A 19,269-nucleotide genomic window follows, 5' to 3' on the forward strand; every position below is an offset into this window, starting at 1 on the left:
CTTAGTACGCGGGCGGATACCCGGGTTTAATGTATTAAACCCGGAGTCTGATGATTAATGAACAACAGGTTGCCCGTTCACATTATCTGCCGTAACGAGTTTATCGGGCGTAGCGGTCAGCGTATCAATGCTGCTTTGTTGTAAGCCTGTAGGATCAGCATCCTCAGATGTGACGCTCTGATCAGGTTGTATCAGGCTTTCTTGCTTCTGAATATAAGGCTTGTACACGCCTGTGAGGCTGTTAAGGAAGGCTACAATGTCGTCAATATCCTTGTTGGGCAGGCTGCGACCTACCTGATGGCGTAACATCAATTGGACAGCTTCGTGTAGTGTGGTGACATCACCGCGGTGGAAGTAAGGCCCTGTGATGGCGACGTTTCTAAGCCCAGGGACTTTCTGGCGTAGCCGGTCTCTTTGTTCTTCGGTGACATTCATTCTGCCAATATCAGCAGCGGTGACTTCTCCAAAATTGAAATCTTCTTTCAGGCCAAGTGGCTCAAAGGAACGACCTCCCATAATGATGCCGCCATGGCATGTGGCGCATTTGTTCGCAACGAAGAGTTCGTAGCCGCGCTTTTCTTGTGCGGTCAGGGCATTTTCATCGCCACGTAACCATTGGTCAAAAGGAGCATCTGGAGTAAGCAATGTTTTCTCGAACTCTGCAATCGCATCGGTAATGGTTGCCCCGGTAAAGCCTTCAGGATAAACGGCTTGGAAATCTCTTGTCAGCACGGGGTCAAGCGAGAGCTTGCTGATGATTTCATCCCAGGATTTTGATGCCATCTCAATCGGATTCAAAGGCGGGCCGCCTGCCTGTTCCTGCAGTGTTGCGGCTCTGCCATCCCAGAACTGTTCAATATTGAATACGGAGTTAAATACCGTAGGCGCATTGATCGGGCCAACGGCTCCGCCAACACCAATAGATGTTTGCCGCCCATCTACACCTCCTGCATTGAGCGCATGACAGTGCGCACAGGAAATGGTACTGTCTCCTGAAAGACGCGGGTCGTGGTAAAGCCTGAATCCCAAAGCGACTTTGGATTCATCTACCGGCAGGTGTCTGGGAATAGGCTGAACAGGCTCGTTACGGCGCTCGGGTGCCATATCATTGCTGGCATAGTATTCAGCCCGTTGTTTAGCAATCCAATTGAGAATCGTTACACGTTCCTGTTCACTGAGGTGACCGGCCCAGTGAAGCGCAATGTAGCGGGTGGGGGGCATTGTGCCATTGACCATTGTCCACTCGATTTTATTGAGGTCACTTTGGGAAACGGGTTGATCGTTGAGCAATGCCTCATAAACCTGTTGCAGGCTGAATGAGGAATACCCCAGTTTTACGTCATAGCTCATCAATTGGCTGGCGATTGGCCAGGATGAGTAAAATGGCAGTTCCGTAGATGGAACATGACAATAATCACATCCTTTTTGCGCAAACAAGGTCAGGATTTCTTTATTTGACTCAGGAGCTAAAGCCAGTTCTGGCATATTGACACTTCTTTGTTTGTCATATTGCCAAGCGTAAAGTGATAGTGCCAGATAGCCAATCACAAATACGACTGCGCATACTGCCACAATAGAGATTACTTTTTTCATGAGTCTTTTCTCCATAAAGTATACAGGTATATTCTCGATATACTTTTTGTGCCCTAAATGAGGGTTAAATCATTGCCCACAGTAATTGAACTGCTGGTCACAGCTCGCATACTGAAATCAGGGTGGTTGGAAGATGAGCCATTTACTGTCACAGGACCTGACATAAATTGCAGCTGCGCGCCATTGGATGCTCCAATGATGTTGATGGTATTAGGTAAAAGATCGTAGTTGTTTGCAGCACTGGCGCGGTACATGCCTAAAGCAATTTCTGGTACGGGTGCTTGCGTTGTTGAAACGCCTGAAATGAAAAAAAGAAGTGCCCCGGGAATCAAAGTTCGATTTATTGTCATCATCGTTTGTTGTCTCCATTTATTGTTTTAATACAAACTGCGGATCTTGTTACGTTAATTGCATCAGCATTTTTTTGTAGTTCTCATTTGATGAGCTTGTAGGTGATTGTTGAAGCCTATTCTCCAGTTGCAGAGATTGAAATGTGTACCGGGTATACCCTGTTGACGTTCCAGGGCGAAGCGGATATTTTCTAGGCGCTCTTATTGAACGCGAACGCATATAGGACAGGTCCAGAGCAAGTAGCTATAAGGATACTATGGTCAACGCATGAATAGCAGTGGAGATGCGTCTGTTGTTGTCAATGCCTGATTGGAGATCAATTAACCATGAGAGCACCAATGATTTGAACGCAAGGGGGTGAAAACGGAGAGTGCATAACTAGATGTATGCCAATCTGGCCTTAGAAAAAACAGCGATCAAAAGCGTTCCATCCCAAAAGAAGGAACAGCATTGTGGCAAAACGATAAGTGGCAGGCACTTTTCACCAGCAGTTTTTCTATGTAGCCGTGTCCAGTGTCTTTGGCGATGTTGGCTAGATGTCGGCATGGCTGAATGTATGGATGTCGAATGTGTCGCTGTTTAAGGGGGTCTTGATACTCAAGCGGAGGATCCCTCTATCAGTGCATTACTGGTATGGAAAGCAGTTTTGCTTACTTTACATCCCCCATATGCGATTTATGTAGATGGCAGATGATTTTGGGTACAGGAGTTTATAGCAATGGAGATCATCTAAAATTAGCGAGTCAGAGATCAGATCTGTACTAACTGTTGTGGAACTGAGTCAATAGGTCCTATAGCATTTCAGGACGGAATTGCGAACTCAAGTCAATTGTTTTACCTGACACCATGAACAATCCATCACCTTTGTAGTGTAGTGTTTGAGGAGCAGTTTGGGTAGCGCTAACATGCGCTTTTACGACTTCGAATACAAAAAAATTTCTTCGTTTGACCAATGTTTTATCAAACAGTTTGCATTCAAAGCTGGCATATGCTTCACGAATTAATGGCGCCTTTACCTTCTGTGCAGTATCAGCTGTGAGTTTGAATATCTTGAATTTATCAATCTCTGCTCCTGTACTATTTCCAATACCAACTACCTTTTCTGCCATATCTGCCGTTGGTATGTTGATGACACATTCGCCACTACTTCGAATCAAGTAATGACTGTAATTGCCTTCTGAAATCATGCAGCCAATCAGAGAAGGGGTAAACTCCATTACGCAATGCCAGCCCAAAGTCATGATATTCATTTGACCTTGCCAATAGGATGAGACTAAAACAACAGGACCTGGCTCAAGGTAGCGGCGTACTAAATGTACTGGGAAATCCTCTTTTATCTGCTGCTTACGCATAATAGTCTCCTAAATAAATATCTGCATACAGAAATATCAGACTTTAATGTTCTTTCAGCTTCAGTATTTGAGTATGGTGCAAAAGTGTACTACCTGTGATGATTGTTAATCTCTGAGACCTTGCTCAAAGTTGAACTTCGTTTCCTTTATGTGCCAAAGCATGCTCAATGGATTTCTCTTGGGCAGCGTGTTACCTCACCAACCCAATTAAAAGAAGCCAATATGTTGTGATCAAGCACGCTATATGAATTCTGAATAATGTTACATATTTGTATCTCAAACTTCAAACTGGTGTAGCGGCGATACCTATGCATTGCACTTCACACAACTGCAAGTTACATATCTAAGCGTAGCTGGCCCTTCATAGCCAAATGCTTTAGCGCTTTCCAGCGCCGTTTAGGTATGCATATTTGTGCGTGCTTGTCAGATAGCATTTACTCAAACATTGAGTCAGAAGGCATAAAAAGACTAGATGCAAGCCTGTGAGCGATTTTATGAAGGTTCACATAAAAATGTCATCCCCATTTACGCTATGGCCACCTTTGGGAAAAGGTGGTTTTTTATTGGAGGAATGATGAGTGATAACACAGATGTGATGCAGTTGTTTGTGGTGATGACGACTTCGATTTTTGGGCCTTCGGTTGCGATGGTCATCGGTCCTTATCTGTTGATTATGTTTGCGGCTGCAACCGGGGCAGCATGGTCGCTGGGCAGGCGTACAACCGAGAGCAAGAGCAGCAGTATTTTTTATTTTGTGCGGGTGGTTTTTACGGCGATTTTGTTGACGACAGTGATTGCCAAGCTGACGGCCGGTTTTATGCCAGAGCTGGAAGTGGATTTTCTGATTGCACCAGTGGCATTGATTATTGGTTTGATTGGAGATGACTGGTATCAGGTAATCGACTGGATGCTAAATGCCGGAAAAAAAATCGCCAATCGCATTTTTAACAAAAAAATGGGAGAGTAATCAGATGTCTCATACTTATTATGCATTGGCCTTTCTGATTCTGATATTTGGGTTGGCAGTGATTTTTATTTCCATCGTCAAACTGAATTGCTGTTGTTGCAAGCGCTCGAGATTGATCTATACCTTGGTGTTGGTGGCCGCCATGGTGGCAGTGTTCCAGCCTTATTTTGTCAAGAGTATGCCTGGCATTGCCGATCTGGCTCTCATGCTGAGCGTACTGGGCTTGTTGTGGCATGGGCATACCAATGCTTGAGTCGTAACTGGAGAGGCAGGGCCACTGCTTCCTACAGATGATGGTTTAGTTCAAATGGTGTAGCAGAGGTGTGTGATGAAAATGATACGAGTAAAGCCTAGAAATATATGGAGCAAGTTGCTTAAGGCAGGTATATTGCTGTTGGTGGTGATTTGCTTTTTGTTGGAAAGCATAGTTGCTGTATTGGGGAGATGATGAATAAATCTGGCATGCGTATAGACACGATGACGCTATGCGCTGTAACTGCCATGATGTGTAATGGACATCAGACCTTGCTCTGATGCGTTTTTCCTGGTTTGAATACTGCTTGCCTGTCTGGAAGACAGTGTGTTTCTCTGTTCCCAAAATATATAAAAGAAGGACAAATGGCAATGCAGGCGTTCACATAACTTGAATTTGTATTTTTACACTTTGCACAACTGGCTGATAAGTGCGGTGTGCAACTTGGCACATGTGTTAGTCGGGATCAATGGGCAGTGTGTGCATGAGGGGAATCGTTGGTGCTATCGCATGAATGGATGGAAAGCAAAATGAATATGTATCAAAAATGGGGTGTAAACAAGTGTGGACCGTGGTTGCTTTGGGCGCTTGCGGTTTTGTTATGGTTAATTCCTGCGGGGCAGCAGGTCTGGGCTCAAAACAGCGCGGTTTGCGCAGAAGTGAAGATTGTTATTGAGCAGAAGCTTTCCCTGGAGCGCCAGGCTTTTGATGCCAAGATGGTGATCCGCAACGGGTTGACTGATTCTGCCATTGAAAATGTTGAGGTACAGCTTTTGTTCATGGATGCCAATGAAGAATTGGTTGTGGGCACACAGGACCCTAATGCAACAGCGGCTCAGTTTTTTTACAGGGTGGATTCTTTGGAAGGCATTAATGCGATAGATGGCACAGAATCCATTGCTGCTGATTCTTCTGCAGAGATGCACTGGCTAATTATTCCTTCTGCAGGCACGGCAACCGGTTCCGGTACTTTGTATTATGTGGGCGCGAAGGTGACGTATACGCTGAATGGTGTAGTGACAACGGTTGAAGTCGCGCCGGACTTTATTGTGGTGAAACCGATGCCTATGCTGGTGCTGGATTATTTTTTGCCGGACGATGTGTATGCCGATGATCCTTTTACGGAAGAGGTAGAGCCGCAGATACCATTTACGCTGGGTGTGAGAATTCAGAATACGGGGGAAGGTGTTTCTTCCAAGACGACGATTGAGTCGGCACAACCCAAGATTGTGGAAAACCGTTTGAACCTGCTGATTGGTTTTGAGATTTTAGGCGGGTATGTTTCGGACCAGTTGGCCGGGAAAAGTCTGTTGCTTGATTTTGGTGATATTGCCGCAGGGGCAGCCAAGGTGGGGCGCTGGAATATGGTGACCACATTGATGGGCCGGTTTGTTGAGTTCGACGCCAGCTTTACGCATGACGATAGCCTGGGCGGAGATTTGACATCGTTGATTGACAGTGTGCATACGCATACGCTGGTGCATGATGTGCTGGTGGATTTGCCGGGACGCGATGGTATTCGCGATTTTCTGGCAAGAGACGTTGATGTGCTGCGGGTGTATGAGTCGGACAATGTGGATACGCTGGTCAGTGACCAGTCGTCAACTTCTCAGTTGAGTGTTTCCGGGGCACAAGCACAATTGACATTTTCTGCTGCGCCGGGGTTTGTTTATGCGAAGGTGGGTGACCCGTTTCACGGTGAAGCCGATGGAATTTCTGTAACCCGTTCTGATGGCAAAGTGCTGGCACCGGAAAACGCCTGGCTTTCTCAAACGCGTAACAGTGATTTGACCTGGTCTTATTTTTTGAATGTGTTTGACGTAAATTCAACAGGTATTTATTCAATTGCTTTTGTCAGAGGGGATTATTCGACTCTCAGCGGTCATGTTTACCAGCTTGTGAGCGGACAAAATCAGCCTTTGCCAGTAGCGCCTGTTACTTTGCACGGGCTCACGGACAGTAGCGACGATGTATCTTTAACCGCTCATACCAACCAGGCAGGAGAATTCTGTTTCACGCGTTTACAGCCAGGAACATATTCACTGGAGGCGGGTTCAGTCAGCGGTCTTGAAGATGTAGCAGCTTACGCAGGAAGTGCTGGCGGGCAGGTGCAAACAGGACTGATTACCCAGATTGCATTAGGGCGCCAGGTTGATGCCACAGGGTATGACTTTGTCAAGCAGACGACTGTACTGCCAACGCAGGCTTCTTTGTCGGGGGTGGTGTATGCGGACATGAACGGCAATGGTGTGCAGGACGCTGGCGAGTCCGGCATCATGAATGTGGCGGTGATATTGAGTGAACAAAATATTCAGGGCGGCTCTGTTCCAATGACAGTTCAGACGAATGAGCTCGGTTTTTATCAGTTTACTGGATTGGCTGCGGGGACTTATATCTTACAGGTATCCGATGTCGATGGTATGGAAGACATTCGGGCCCAGGCAGGAACCTCCGGTGGTACGTCTCAACCAGGGAAAGTAACGGATATTACATTGTTTTCTGGAGACGGTGCAACAGGCTATAACTTTATGAAGCAGGCTTTTGGAACGACTTCGTTATCTGGTCAGGCTGTGTGTAACACGGGGTGTGATGTTGAAGGTATCAAAGTGGTATTAACAACCTATATTGGCGGTAGGTACTGGGAGAAATTTACCTATACCGATGCTGAGGGTAACTTTGTTTTCCACAATATCAAAGGAAACGTTTACTACACATTAACCTTATTACATAAAGAAGGGCTGTTTCTCTCTACCAGTAAAGTTGGTAATGCAGGAGGAAATGCTATTCCTATCTTAGGAGGGACTTTCTTTAATGTATGGCCTAAAGAAGGACAACCTGCTGAAGGATATACCATTACTTATCGTGAGGTTCCCGGGACAGGCTCAATATCGGGCAAACTTTTCCATGACCTCAATGGAAATGGTGTTCAGGATGAAGGGGAACCAGGTTTAGCTGGGCGAAGAGCCACAATTGGTGCAACTGGTATTGCAGTGACCCATACCGATGAATCAGGAAACTTCATTTTTAGCGGCTTGCCTGCTGGCACGTATGAACTAGCTATTGATTTTGATGAACGGTTTGATGGTGTCATTACTCCTGGTTCAGTCGGAGGCATGAACGTTGCCCCAAATCTGTATGTGACCGGAATTGTTCTGGCAAACGGGACTCACGCAAGAGATTACCTATTTGCAAGCAATACAGACCCGAAAGGCAGTTCTTTGTCCGGTATTGTCTATGAAGATGAAAATGGGAATGGTGTCTTTGATGAAGCTGAAAACGGTATCGAAGGTGTTCCTGTCAGATTAAGAAATTCTAGAATCCGTGCAGGCATGACTCTGGAGGATAGCATTGTCTATACCGATGCCAATGGACGCTTTACCTTCTACGAATTGAATAATAATCTTTTCCAACCCCACAGCTACAGCTTAGATGTTGGGGACATAGAGGGTATGGTCGATGGCAGTGCGACTATTGGAGATGCTGGCGGCACAGCAAACCCATCTGGTGGTATTGCAAATATTAGATTCGGGACGCAGATGCAGGCACAAGGCTACTTCTTTGCAAAACGTTCACAGTAATAATACCTGCCAATGAGTTAATAGAAAGCGAGCAAAAACATGGAAGCTAATGAGCATATTCACTAAAAAAGCATAGCTTTTAAGTCTCAGTTAATTAATTTCAAAAAGGAACGATTATGAAAAGTGGGAAACCTATCCCATGGAGAAGTATTGCCGGGCAAGGGAGTGCGCAGGAACTGGCACCAGATTATGAAGTTCCACGATGCTCCAACCCTGGCGGCAGCAACAATTCCGTGACGGTAGCTGTGCCGGCAAACTGAGGAGCATCAAATGAATCACATGCAACTTGTTTTGCTGGTCAGTCTGCTGGCCGGGGTGTTCAGTGTTTACGGGAGGGCTGATGAGGTGGCCGGCTGCCTTGAGAGCAGCCAGCCATCCCAGGCTGAGCAGCACCGGTGGCCGCGGATTGAACACAAGCAACCGTTACATGCCGAATGCTGGCTTGGCTGGAATGAGCTGATGCAACCGGTATATCAGCAGGATGGGGTGTTATGGCTGGATGTACGGCCCTCACCGGATTGGCAGGCATCCCCTTTAAATAATGTCATGCAGGTCGGTCTTCATGAAATTGAGGACAGGTCGTTCTTACGTGGTCGTTCTTTGCTGCTTGTTGGAACGGGTACTGATCAGTTGATGCTGGATACGGCCTGCATGCAGTTAAGGCAGGCAGGGTTTGATGTGCATGCGCTGAATGGCGGAGTTTGGGCATTGCCCAAGCATCTGTCAGGGCAGGGAAATGGTGTAGGCAATGTACGACAAATAGAAACGGATCAGTTTTTGGCTGGCAGTCAGACAGTTCCCTGGCATGTTGTGACTTTAGGGCTGAGTGAGCAGGATATTGCGTATTTGCCTGAGCCACCATGGATGCAGTTTGGCTTGGATGATGTTGCAGCAGCACAAGCTGCGATAACCACATTGCTTGGCCAGGGAGGTATTTCTGCACCGGAAAACTCGTATCCGGTTCAGGTGGTGTTGATTGCGCCGGATGATGGATCGTTAAGGGTATTACAGGCTTTACTGCACCATGCTGCTGCTGATGGGCGGGTTGTTTGGTTGCAAGGAGGCTTTCAGGCGTATGAGGCTTATATCAATGAGCAAAACCGCATGAAAGCGTATGCCGGAGCGGTGTTGAGGCGGCCATGCGGTGCAGTTTGATGGTGGTATGGATTTTGGTCAGAGTTGATGGGTGATGGAGGATAGAGTGATGGGTATTGATAATTTTCAGAAAGCTGGGGCCGGGGGCCTGCTGTTAATGCAGATATGGCACATGTGGCAAATGGCATGTCGGCGGTTGTTTGAACTGAATTTGCAGAAACTGGTTTGTTTTCTGGTTACAGCCACGGCGCTGCTGATGCCATGGAGCAAAAGCTGGGCTCAAACAGGAGATGAGTGGGATTGGGCTTATGAGCCGCAAGAGGTGGAGTTGGGGTTTGACTTTGAGTTTTACGGGCAGTCTTTTAATAAGGTGTATATCACAGAAAACGGAACGATCCAGTTTTCAAACCCGCAGGCGATCAAGACACCAACATGCCTGCCTGCCAGTCAGAATAATGCTTTGTATGTGTTTTGGGATGATTTCAGGGCTGATTATGAAAATGGGGGATATTTTTCACCTTTGATGTATGAGGTGCAAGGAGAGGCACCTAACCGCAGGTTCATTGCGGAGTGGGCTTATGGCAGGTTTGTGGGCTCAACAGAGGTGACGGGCATTATTCATGCAATTCTGTATGAAGGAAGTAATCAGATTCAGTTGCAATATCGTGACTTGAGCGGCGATCGCAGCCAGGCAAGCCAGGCAACCATCGGTATCCAGGGGCCCGCAGGTCAGTATGAACAGATCGGGTGTGCGCAGCTGGGTGCAATTCGCGATGGGCAGGCAATTTTGTTCACTCCTGATGTTCAGGGTGCATCTTATGCAGTCAACCTTCAGGCCGAATATGAAGATATTTTGTACATCAATCCAGATCCGATCCGGCTGTATTACACATCGAATTTTTATATCAACAAGTCAGAGAATATGGTGTTTGGATGGGATCTTTATCCTTCCGATGCCTTTAATCTGATTGTCTGGGATGCAGATGACAATGTGTTGCTGAATAAGGTTTTGCATGCTTCCAGCGATGAGGGATCTGTTGGGGAAAATCAATTTTATTGCGGTGGCTACTTTTGCAGTTACAACTTGCCGGCCGGACTGGAGCTCGTGCATAACCAGTCGTATCATGCACAGTTACGGGGCAGTCTCAATGGCGGGGTATCGTGGCATGTATTTTCAGAAATGACAACGGCTGTGACTGCTGACCTTGTAGCACCCTCCGTTGAGTTGAAGTCTTTAGAGATTGTGGATGCTACTTCTATAAAGATTATCTACTCAGCAACAGATGACGGGACTGGCATGCAACATGTGGCGATGCAGGTTGCAACGGATGCTGACTTTACTGATATTGTTTATGAGTACCAAGGTTTTGCCTCCGATGAAGGCGATGATTTGTCTGCATGGATGAATTATGCTTATCGCGAGCCTGTGGCATATATCAGAATTGCAGGTGTTGATTATGCAGGCAATGTTTCAGCATACACAACACCTATCAGGCTGGAAACAGGGGCTGCTGTCATTAATTATCCAACGGATGATTTGATTGTCAGCCACCAAGCAATGACTGTGACAGGAACAGCCAATCCACAAGATGCTCTTGCACTGTACGTTAACGGAGCTATCAGGGGGGGGACATTTACAGCCAATGCACAAGGAGAGTTCAGTACCACTTTCAACCATAATGCTGAAGGAGAGTACCGTGTTTATGTACGCTCTACGCATCAGGATTCAACGATAACCTACAGTGCACAAAAAGTTTACCGATATCAGCAAACAACACCAGAGATTGCTCTGGTTAAACCCACTGAAGGCCAGACAATTACAGATGGCATTCTTGAAATTGAGGCACAGGCCAGCGACATGGCAGGTGTTTCATATGTAGGATTTTATCTGGATGAAGAAAGTATTGGGAGCGCCTCTGAGGAGCCTTATGCCATTACATATAGCCGATCCTCGGTTGCCAATGGGCCTCATGCATTGAGTGCTGTTGTGATGAATGTGAATGGAAATATCAATCGTGATGCCCGTTCAATAGAGTTCATGGTACCTCCACAGATTTTTGAGCCGTTTTATTCGGAGGTTATCCGTCCTGAAGTTTCTGTACAGGGAACGGCCCGTCTGCCTGCTGCTGCACAGGTACAGTTGTATTTGAATGATGAGGCGGTTGGTACCCCCATCGTGACGCAGAGCAATGGTACTTTCAGCACAACCCTGGTCCTGCCTGAGGAGAGTGAATATACGCTGAGCGCGGATGCAACGTATGAGTTTGGCACTACACCCAAGAGTACACCTCGTGCATTCGGACTGCATTTCACAACGCCTGTAGTGCATTGGATACGACCGGCAACCAATGCCACGCTGACCGAAGCAACACTGCTAGAAGTGCGTGTGTCTGACCAGGTGGATGTGACACAAATTGAATTGTTTATAGACGATCAGCTTTTGACGACATGGACGCAGCAGTCTGAAACCGATTATTACACCTATTTGTGGGATATTGCAGGCTTGGACAATGGCCGGCATGAACTCAAAGTGCGTGCAACCAACGAATATGGCAAGGTAGCAGAGCTAACAAGCTCGGTGGTGGTACAGGCGTTTGTGCCACAGATTACCGCCCCGGTAAATGGTGCTTTAACAAACCAGGCTCAAATTACTGTTGAAGGGCTGGCATATCAGGGTGTTGCTGTGCAGGTGTATGCCAACGGTATTGCGCAAGGTGAGCGTGTGGTTGCTAATGCACAGGGGCATTTCAGCGTGCCTGTGGTCTTGCCCGCTGAAGGAAACTACAGCATTACTGCTGATGCGCAAACACCCAATGGCACCAGCGATTTGAGTGTGCCTGTAGCGGTGCGGTTTGCACTGCCGGTGCCACGTGCCGCGTTTGTAACGCCCGCGAATAATGCCGTTTTGTCGGCATCCACCATGATTGAAGTTAGCGCTGCTGATGTACTGGGCATTGACCGCGTCGAGTTTTATGTCGACGAGCATTTGCTGGGCACGGTGACACAGGCACCTTATGCGTATGCATGGCCTGTGGAGCTGGATGACAATGGTACGCACACACTGATGGCACGCGTATATAACACCAGTGGCAAGCAGGTAAGCGTGGTGCGCCAGATACAGGTGGATGTACCCGAGCCTGTGCCACCCGTACCACCTACGCCTTACACCGGTGTGGTGCAGTCGGTAACGCCGGCGGTTTCTTATGGCGATGTGCCGGTGGAGATTGCAGGGCACGCGGTTAACCGTTCCAGTGGCCAGTCTGCAGCGCATACACCTTTGAAGCTGGTGCTTACAGTGAAAGGGTTTGAGCGCCAGATTAACGTGGTGACTGATGTACAGGGGAATTTTACTTACCAGTTTGTACCGCAAGAGTCCGATGCAGGTGTTTATGGTGTAACGGCCGTGCATCCTGATGAGAGTGGTGTTAATTCGCAGGGCAGTTTTGATATTCGCCGTGTTCGCTTTGCATATAGTGGTTATAGTCTGACGGCTGCACGCAACTATGCCTCGCAGGTCAATGTGCGCGCAACAGTGTCTTCGGATACCACGGGCTTGCGCTGGGTAATTCGCGCGGAAGATCAGCCGAGTGGCAGTCTGCCAAACGGTATTCGCATTGACACGGGCAGCGGTATTGACATTGCTGCTGGCGGGGCTGCAGATGTTGGCTTTACTTTTACAGCAGACGATAGCGCAGGTGAGAGTGGTACGGTGATTCTGGCTGCCTTGGCCGATGATTCAGGCACACGTGTGCGTGCCCGCCTGCAATTGAATTACCGCCTGATTGCTGCTGCATCAGGCCTATATCCTGAGCAAACTTACATTGAAACGGGGGTACAGCAGGATAGCAGCGTTACCGAGCAACTTGTTATTGGCAACCGCGGTCTGGTGAGTGCGACCAATGTGCAGGTGGCTTTAGTGGACGAGCAGGGCAATCCGGCGCCGCAGTGGCTGTTTGTTGCCGGCTCAACAGCACTGGGCGATGTGGCTGTAGGCGAATATGCTACCGTGGAAATTGTGGCACAGCCTGACGCCACCATAACCGATGGCATGTACCGCTTTAATTTGCTGATCAGCTCCGATAACGATGCCGGCGGCACAGTGCCGGTTGCCGTAGCTGTTGTGCAAAGCGGGCAGGGTGGTATACGTTTTCAGGTGGAGGATATTTATACCGGCACTTTGGGTGAAGGCGGTCAGCCGGTTGCAGGCGTAGGCGGAGTGAGGATCAAGCTGCAAAACGAAGTGGTTCTCTCCGAGCAGTATACGCTGGTAACCGATGATACTGGCATGGCGCTTATTGAAGAGCTGCCGCCAGGTGTTTACACCTACCGTGCCAGTGTGGCCAACCATATGGACGTTAGCGGACGCCTGCGTATACGCCCGGGTGTCACGGGCAGCCAGTACATCTTTATGGACTACCAGTTGGTGAGTATCGAGTTCAGTGTGACTGAGACCACTATTCAGGATATATACGATGTCATACTCGAAGCCACTTTCAATACCCAGGTGCCCGCACCGGTCGTGTTGCTGGAACCATTGTCCATCAATATTGCCGGTATGCAGGCAGGTGAGGTACGCACGGGCGAGCTGACGCTGACCAACTATGGTTTGATAGAAGCACAGGAGGTGAACTTTCAGCCGGCGCAGTCTGATGCGCAGTTTCGGTACGAGTTCTTTGCCGACATTCCCGATACGTTGCCGCCTAAAACACGCATTGTGATTCCTTACCGGGTAACAGCGCTGGGTGGCAGTGTGCAGGGACGTTCTGCGGCTGTTCAAGCGCAGGGAACTACGACCTTGGGTCTTCAGAGCTTTGCGGCTGCCAGCACGGCTGAAGCAGCAAGCGCTGCCGATTGCACCTCATATACGTATCCCTTTTATGTGGACTATCAGTATGAGTGCATTAACGGGCAATGGGTCAAAAGCGGAAACGGCGGCTACTTCATTTACCTGCAAGGGCAAAGCTGCAAGCCCACTTCTGTGAACTGGAGCACCTCTGGCTCTGGCGGTGGTGGGGGCGGCTGGATCAATGGTGGCTGGAGCGGCGCTACCGCCACTCCCATGGCTCCGGCATGTACGCCCAATGCACAGCAGGGTGTTTGTACCCCAGGCGGCGGCTCATTGCCTCCAGGGCTTGGCGGCAGTGGCAGCAGTATGGGTGGTGCAGGCAGCTTGGGCACGCCGCGCTGATAAAAAAGAGCTAATAAAGGTTGATAAGGGTACAGGCGAGCGGTACGACCTGTCCCTATGCCAACCCTTATATCAGCCCGGCAGCTTGCAAGCTACCAGACAGTAACAGACAGTGAATGGAACGTGGCAGATCAAGAGTGAGGATTATCCGAATGAAACAGATTGCAAAACAGATGATGAATCAAAAATTCAACAAACAGACTCCAGCCTGCTTGGGCAGGGGCAGAAAAGCTGTTCCGCACCGGCTTAAAAAAGTAGTGCGTACCCTGGCCGCAGGGCTGGTAATGAGTGCGGCGCTGGTGGGCGCAGGTACAGCACAGGCACAGTTTGCACGCAGCGACTTTACCGCAACCGTCAAGCTGCCCAATGCCGAGTACATCGAAAGCACGGTAGACATGCGAGTGAAAGTGCTGGGCGGTGAAGTGGCGCTGGAGCGCACCTGGCGCAACAGCCGCTGGTATTTAAACTCCAGCTGGGCCAACCTGCGCTTTATTGCCGACCCGCTGGGCAGCGGTGTGCAGACCATTGACCGCGCCGGCACCCTGTATACCCGCAGCGGCACGACCGATGTGTACGCATTCAGCGACATGCAGGCTTATATCAGCAAAACAGATACCGGCTGGCGCTGGTATGACCGTGACGGCAACTGGATTACCTATGACAGCGCTGGCCGTATGACGGGCTATGGCGACCGCAATGGTGTGCAGGTGAGTTTTGAGCTGGACGGTGAGGGCCGCCGCGTAGGCGTAAAAGACCACCATGGCCAGACCATTTACACATTAACCTATGATGCCAATGAACGCCTTGTGCAGGCACAGGATGCCAATGGCCGTACCGTACTCTACACTTGGCAGGGTGACAGGCTGTTGGCCGTAACCGATGTGCTGGGCCATGATTGGCACTATGGCTACGACGGCAATGGCCAGCTCAACCAGCGTACCGAGCCTGATGGCGGCGTAATCCGCATCGGTTATGCGAGCAGTGTGCCTGCGGCTGACACGGCTATGGTCAGTGGTAAAAATGCAGCCGGTTTGCAGCAAAGCGCTGTGGCAAGCACTGGCACACAAACGCAAGGTGAGCAGATTGCACGTGTAGGCACCTATACAGATAAAACCGGTGCAGTGACGCTGTGGAACACTGACTATAACCGTGTGGTACGTGAATACGCCATTACCATGGAAGACCCGCTGGGAGTGCAGACCACGTCGCGCTATAACATCGAAGGCAAGCTCATTTCACGCAGTGTGAATGGTGAGCTTCAGGTCACCATGGAGCGCGATGGTGACTACCAGACCAAAACCATAGACGCGCGCGGGCTGACCACCACCGTGCAGTACAACCGGGCCAACAACCCGCTTAAAATCATTCGGCCTGATGGTGCGGTGGAAACCTTTGAATACGACGACAACCTGAACAAACCCACGCGCTACACCGACGCACTGGGGCAGGTTACCACCTTTGCTTATGACAGCAACGGCAACCTGCTGCAAAGTGTGGAGGCCGCAGGTACGCCCGAGCAGCGTACCGGCGCCTGGGTGTATGACAGCTACGGCCAGCCCACACAGTTTACGCTGAGGCAGGGGGATGACGCCATTGAATTGTATTTGGCCTATGACCAAAACGGCAACGTCAGCACGCTAACAGACGGCAAAGGCTATGACTACCGTTTTGGCTACAATACGCTGGGGCAGCTTATTAGCGCCACTAACCCGCTTAACCACAGTTGGACGTATACCTACAACGCTGCGGGGCATCCGCTAAGCAGCACAGACCCGCTGGGGCATACCATACGCTACGAAACGGATGCGCTTGGACGCGTTACCCAGGCTACAGATGCACTGGGTAACACCAGTAGCTACACTTACGCGTTTAATGCTACCGGCACCACCATTACCCAGACCAACGCGCTGGGCCAAAGCGTGAGCTACCAATATGATATAACAGGCAAGTTGGTGAGTACGACGCTGCCTTCCGGTCTGACCAGCCGGGTTGCTTATGACAACCAGGGCCGCTTGCACCGCATGACTGATGCGGCAGGCAATGAAACAGCCATTGAATACGGCGCAACTGGCAGCGGGCTGGACGGCATGGTGGTGGGGGCCGTATACCCCACTTACCGCGAAACCTACAAATACAATGCATTAGGTCTGCCCACACAGGTCAGCCAGGTACTGGGCACAGAACCCGGTACAGGCAGCAATGTCACCGTACTTACCTACCATACCGGTTATGATGCCATGGGGCAGACGGTGAGTATGACAGATGCCATGGGCCGTACCGCACAAACCGAATATGATGCTTTGGGCAACCCGATTACATACACAGATGTATTGGGCGGACAGACCCTGCAGGCCTGGAACCTGACGGGGCAGGTGACCCGGGTGACAGATGCCAACGGCAACACACACCAGTTTGAGTACGACGCTAACGGCAACCTGACCCAGGAAACCACCCCCATGGGGCAGGCTACCCGCTATAGCTACGATGCGGCCAACCAGCTTACCCAGGTGGTGGATGCGGCAGGCAATACCGCTGGATATGCTTATGATGCTGCAGGCAGAATGATGCAGGTGAGTTACACTGCGCCTGGCGAAACACAGCCGCAGCAGACCATCAGCTACCAGTACAACGAAGCAGACCAGTTGATCGAAGTGGTTCAAAGCGGCAGCACAAATAGCCACCATGTATATGCCCGTGACGAACTGGGGCGCATCACACAGGAGCAAATCACTTATGGGCAAGGCAGCGATGCTTTCACCCTGGCGTTGGGCTATAGCTACACAGCAGATGGTGAGCTGCAAAGCCTTACTTACCCGGATGGTAGCGTACAAAGCTACGCCTATCAAAACGGGCAGTTGCAGACCGTCACCTTGCCTAACGGGCAGGCCATTAACTGGAGTGGCTACCAGTGGCAGTTGTCTACACAAATGAACGTCCCCGGTACTGAGCAGACCCTGAGCTACGACCCGCTGCAAAGAATGCAGGGCATAGACATCATAACCGGCCAGAATACACTGATGAGCCGTGCTTATACCTATGATGCTGCGGGCAACATCATACAAAGACAAACAGAAGAAGGGGACTTTACTTATGGTTATGATTTACTCGACCGGCTCACCCAGGCGGTGCCACCGCAAAACCTTCAAAATGAATTACCGGTAGAAAGCTATGCATACGATGCAGTCCACAACCGTATCGGCAGCAGTCAGCAAGCCGGAACGTGGACGTATAACGCTAACAACCAGTTAACACAGTATGGCAGTGGGTCGGCACAGGTTAGCTACACCTATACAGAAACAGGACACATCGCCACAACAACCCAGGCCGGGCAGACCACCGTATACCACTACGACGCCAGCGACAGACTGGCAAGCATCAGCAAAAACGGTGTGGAAATAGCCAGCTACCAGTATGACCCGTTTGGCAGGAGAATCAGCAAAACCGTCAATGGACAGACAACATACTATTTGTATACAGACGAAGGACTGATTGCAGAGATTGATGATCAGGGCAATATGGTTGTGGCTTATGGCTGGCAGCCTGACAGTATGTACGGAATAGCGCCGCTGTGGCAGGCCAACCTCAGCAGCAACAACCTGCGAGGAGCAGAGTTCTACTATCTGCACACCGACCACCTGGGTACGGTGCAGATGGCGACCAATGGAAATGGCGAAATTAACTGGAAAGCTCAAAGCGAAGTATTTGGGGAAACCATTCCAAATCCACAAAACCAGATCACAATGAACCTGCGGTTCCCGGGGCAGTATTATGACCGGGAAACAGGCACACATTACAACTATTTCAGGGATTACAGCCCGCAAACGGGTAGATACATTCAGAGGGATCCGATTGGGCTCAATGCTGGTATCAATGTTTATGGGTATGTTTCTGGTAAGCCAATTATCGATTTTGACGTTTATGGATTACAGAGAGGTCCTATAATCAGACTACCTGTTAGGGGAGCAACAAGTACCACTACTTCGTCTCAATCAAGATCTGTTGTTTCAGTAAGCCAATATCAACTGAGTCTAAATATGTCTGCTACAACATTAATTCAGCAGATAAGAGAATATAGGCCTAACTTTACATATCATTTTGTGTCGACTCCTAATGGTGGATACTCGCTTCGTAACGTGCAGCAATTGCAACAAATACTTGCGACAACAAGGGCTCAGACAACAAGCCCTCCGGATTTTATTGTTTCTTCTGGTAACGGCGTATGCTATCCAGTACCTCAAGGTAGTGTTGTTGTTCCTACGCTGAACCATAATGGCACAATTACAGGGGCAGGTTTTACTAATGGATCTGGGGGGGGTATTGGTTTACATCCTAGCGTAACCCAATTTAGAATAATGAATCCAAATGCAACTTATCCTAGTGGATATGGTGTGTATATGAATAATTTCAATCAAGGTGTGAACCCTCGTACCGGGGAAACGCTTTCAAGACAAGATCCCATGAGGCACATAGATTTTGGAAAATGAATATGAAAAATGATAGTGTGTTTAAAGATCTCGAAACAGAAAAATTGAATTCTGTTAATTTTGTGCAAGACTATTTCCAGTTAGTTATTGGTACATATATTTTATCAATATTCTCTAAAATAACATTGCATACTCAAGATGGGGATGTTGTATGTGGACAAAATAATTTTAGGGATACATTATGTAAAACGATTGGAAAAACTGTTTTGGAGTGTTCTGAAGATAAAAAAGGATTAATAATCAAGTTTTCAGGAAACATTTCATTTGAAATATCTTTTTTAGAAAAAGATACTGATATACCTGAGTTTTTAGAAATGATGGATAAAAATGGATTTATTATAACAGTCTAATTTTTCATGAGATTTTATAGTGTAATAATATTGTATTTCATCGTAGAATAAGGTCAAA

The 19,269-nt window shown here is 48.8% G+C and carries 11 protein-coding genes; 8 read left to right on the forward strand and 3 right to left on the reverse strand.

Translation table 11 applies throughout. The annotated features are described in order from the left end of the window. Positions 1 to 54 precede the first annotated feature (54 nt). From AACY98_RS07940 to AACY98_RS07950, 3 genes are all read right to left on the reverse strand, one after another. The gene (locus AACY98_RS07940; RefSeq protein WP_339803732.1) at positions 55 to 1,548 is read right to left on the reverse strand and encodes a cytochrome c peroxidase; all 1,494 of its coding nucleotides are present in this window, start codon (positions 1,546 to 1,548) and stop codon (positions 55 to 57) included. A 98-nt stretch (positions 1,549 to 1,646) separates the two neighbouring features. After that, positions 1,647 to 1,946 (reverse strand): hypothetical protein, encoded by a 300-nt coding sequence (locus AACY98_RS07945; RefSeq protein WP_339803735.1) that lies wholly within the window; start codon positions 1,944 to 1,946, stop codon positions 1,647 to 1,649. Between the two features lie 789 nt (positions 1,947 to 2,735). Next, entirely contained in the window at positions 2,736 to 3,296 is a 561-nt protein-coding gene (locus tag AACY98_RS07950; protein WP_339803738.1) for a flavin reductase family protein, read from the reverse strand. Between the two features lie 574 nt (positions 3,297 to 3,870). On the opposite strand from AACY98_RS07950, the gene AACY98_RS07955 reads away from it, so the two are divergent. The 8 genes from AACY98_RS07955 (at position 3,871) to AACY98_RS07990 (ending at position 19,211) form a co-directional block, all read left to right on the forward strand. Then, a complete protein-coding gene (locus AACY98_RS07955; RefSeq protein ID WP_339803741.1) occupies positions 3,871 to 4,263 on the forward strand; it encodes a hypothetical protein in 393 nt (130 codons plus the stop codon). 4 nt (positions 4,264 to 4,267) lie between these two features. Then, the gene (locus AACY98_RS07960) at positions 4,268 to 4,516 is read left to right on the forward strand and encodes a hypothetical protein (protein WP_339803743.1); all 249 of its coding nucleotides are present in this window, start codon (positions 4,268 to 4,270) and stop codon (positions 4,514 to 4,516) included. A 530-nt stretch (positions 4,517 to 5,046) separates the two neighbouring features. Beyond that, entirely contained in the window at positions 5,047 to 8,094 is a 3,048-nt protein-coding gene (locus AACY98_RS07965; protein ID WP_339803745.1) for an SdrD B-like domain-containing protein, read from the forward strand. Positions 8,095 to 8,210: 116 nt separating this feature from the next. Continuing rightward, positions 8,211 to 8,354, forward strand: a complete 144-nt coding sequence (locus tag AACY98_RS07970; RefSeq protein WP_339803747.1) for a hypothetical protein — start codon at positions 8,211 to 8,213, stop codon at positions 8,352 to 8,354. Between the two features lie 10 nt (positions 8,355 to 8,364). Next, a complete protein-coding gene (locus AACY98_RS07975; RefSeq protein ID WP_339803750.1) occupies positions 8,365 to 9,249 on the forward strand; it encodes a hypothetical protein in 885 nt (294 codons plus the stop codon). Between the two features lie 49 nt (positions 9,250 to 9,298). Next, positions 9,299 to 14,377 (forward strand): Ig-like domain-containing protein, encoded by a 5,079-nt coding sequence (locus AACY98_RS07980; protein ID WP_339803753.1) that lies wholly within the window; start codon positions 9,299 to 9,301, stop codon positions 14,375 to 14,377. 152 nt (positions 14,378 to 14,529) lie between these two features. Continuing rightward, the gene (locus AACY98_RS07985) at positions 14,530 to 18,861 is read left to right on the forward strand and encodes an RHS repeat-associated core domain-containing protein (RefSeq protein ID WP_339803755.1); all 4,332 of its coding nucleotides are present in this window, start codon (positions 14,530 to 14,532) and stop codon (positions 18,859 to 18,861) included. A 2-nt stretch (positions 18,862 to 18,863) separates the two neighbouring features. Further along, a complete protein-coding gene (locus tag AACY98_RS07990) occupies positions 18,864 to 19,211 on the forward strand; it encodes a hypothetical protein (RefSeq protein ID WP_339803758.1) in 348 nt (115 codons plus the stop codon). The last annotated feature ends 58 nt before the right edge of the window (positions 19,212 to 19,269 follow it).

This window comes from Saezia sanguinis (genome assembly GCF_963921665.1).
Classification (GTDB): domain Bacteria; phylum Pseudomonadota; class Gammaproteobacteria; order Burkholderiales; family Burkholderiaceae_C; genus Saezia; species Saezia sanguinis.

Excerpts from the sequence above, each read along its gene's own strand:
- AACY98_RS07945 (WP_339803735.1), bottom strand. The coding sequence starts at position 1,946 with ATGATGACAATAAATCGAACTTTGATTCCCGGGGCACTTCTTTTTTTC.
- AACY98_RS07950 (WP_339803738.1), bottom strand. The coding sequence starts at position 3,296 with ATGCGTAAGCAGCAGATAAAAGAGGATTTCCCAGTACATTTAGTACGC.
- AACY98_RS07955 (WP_339803741.1), top strand. The coding sequence starts at position 3,871 with ATGAGTGATAACACAGATGTGATGCAGTTGTTTGTGGTGATGACGACT.
- AACY98_RS07960 (WP_339803743.1), top strand. The coding sequence starts at position 4,268 with ATGTCTCATACTTATTATGCATTGGCCTTTCTGATTCTGATATTTGGG.
- AACY98_RS07965 (WP_339803745.1), top strand. The coding sequence starts at position 5,047 with ATGAATATGTATCAAAAATGGGGTGTAAACAAGTGTGGACCGTGGTTG.
- AACY98_RS07970 (WP_339803747.1), top strand. The coding sequence starts at position 8,211 with ATGAAAAGTGGGAAACCTATCCCATGGAGAAGTATTGCCGGGCAAGGG.
- AACY98_RS07975 (WP_339803750.1), top strand. The coding sequence starts at position 8,365 with ATGAATCACATGCAACTTGTTTTGCTGGTCAGTCTGCTGGCCGGGGTG.
- AACY98_RS07980 (WP_339803753.1), top strand. The coding sequence starts at position 9,299 with ATGGGTATTGATAATTTTCAGAAAGCTGGGGCCGGGGGCCTGCTGTTA.
- AACY98_RS07985 (WP_339803755.1), top strand. The coding sequence starts at position 14,530 with ATGAAACAGATTGCAAAACAGATGATGAATCAAAAATTCAACAAACAG.
- AACY98_RS07990 (WP_339803758.1), top strand. The coding sequence starts at position 18,864 with ATGAAAAATGATAGTGTGTTTAAAGATCTCGAAACAGAAAAATTGAAT.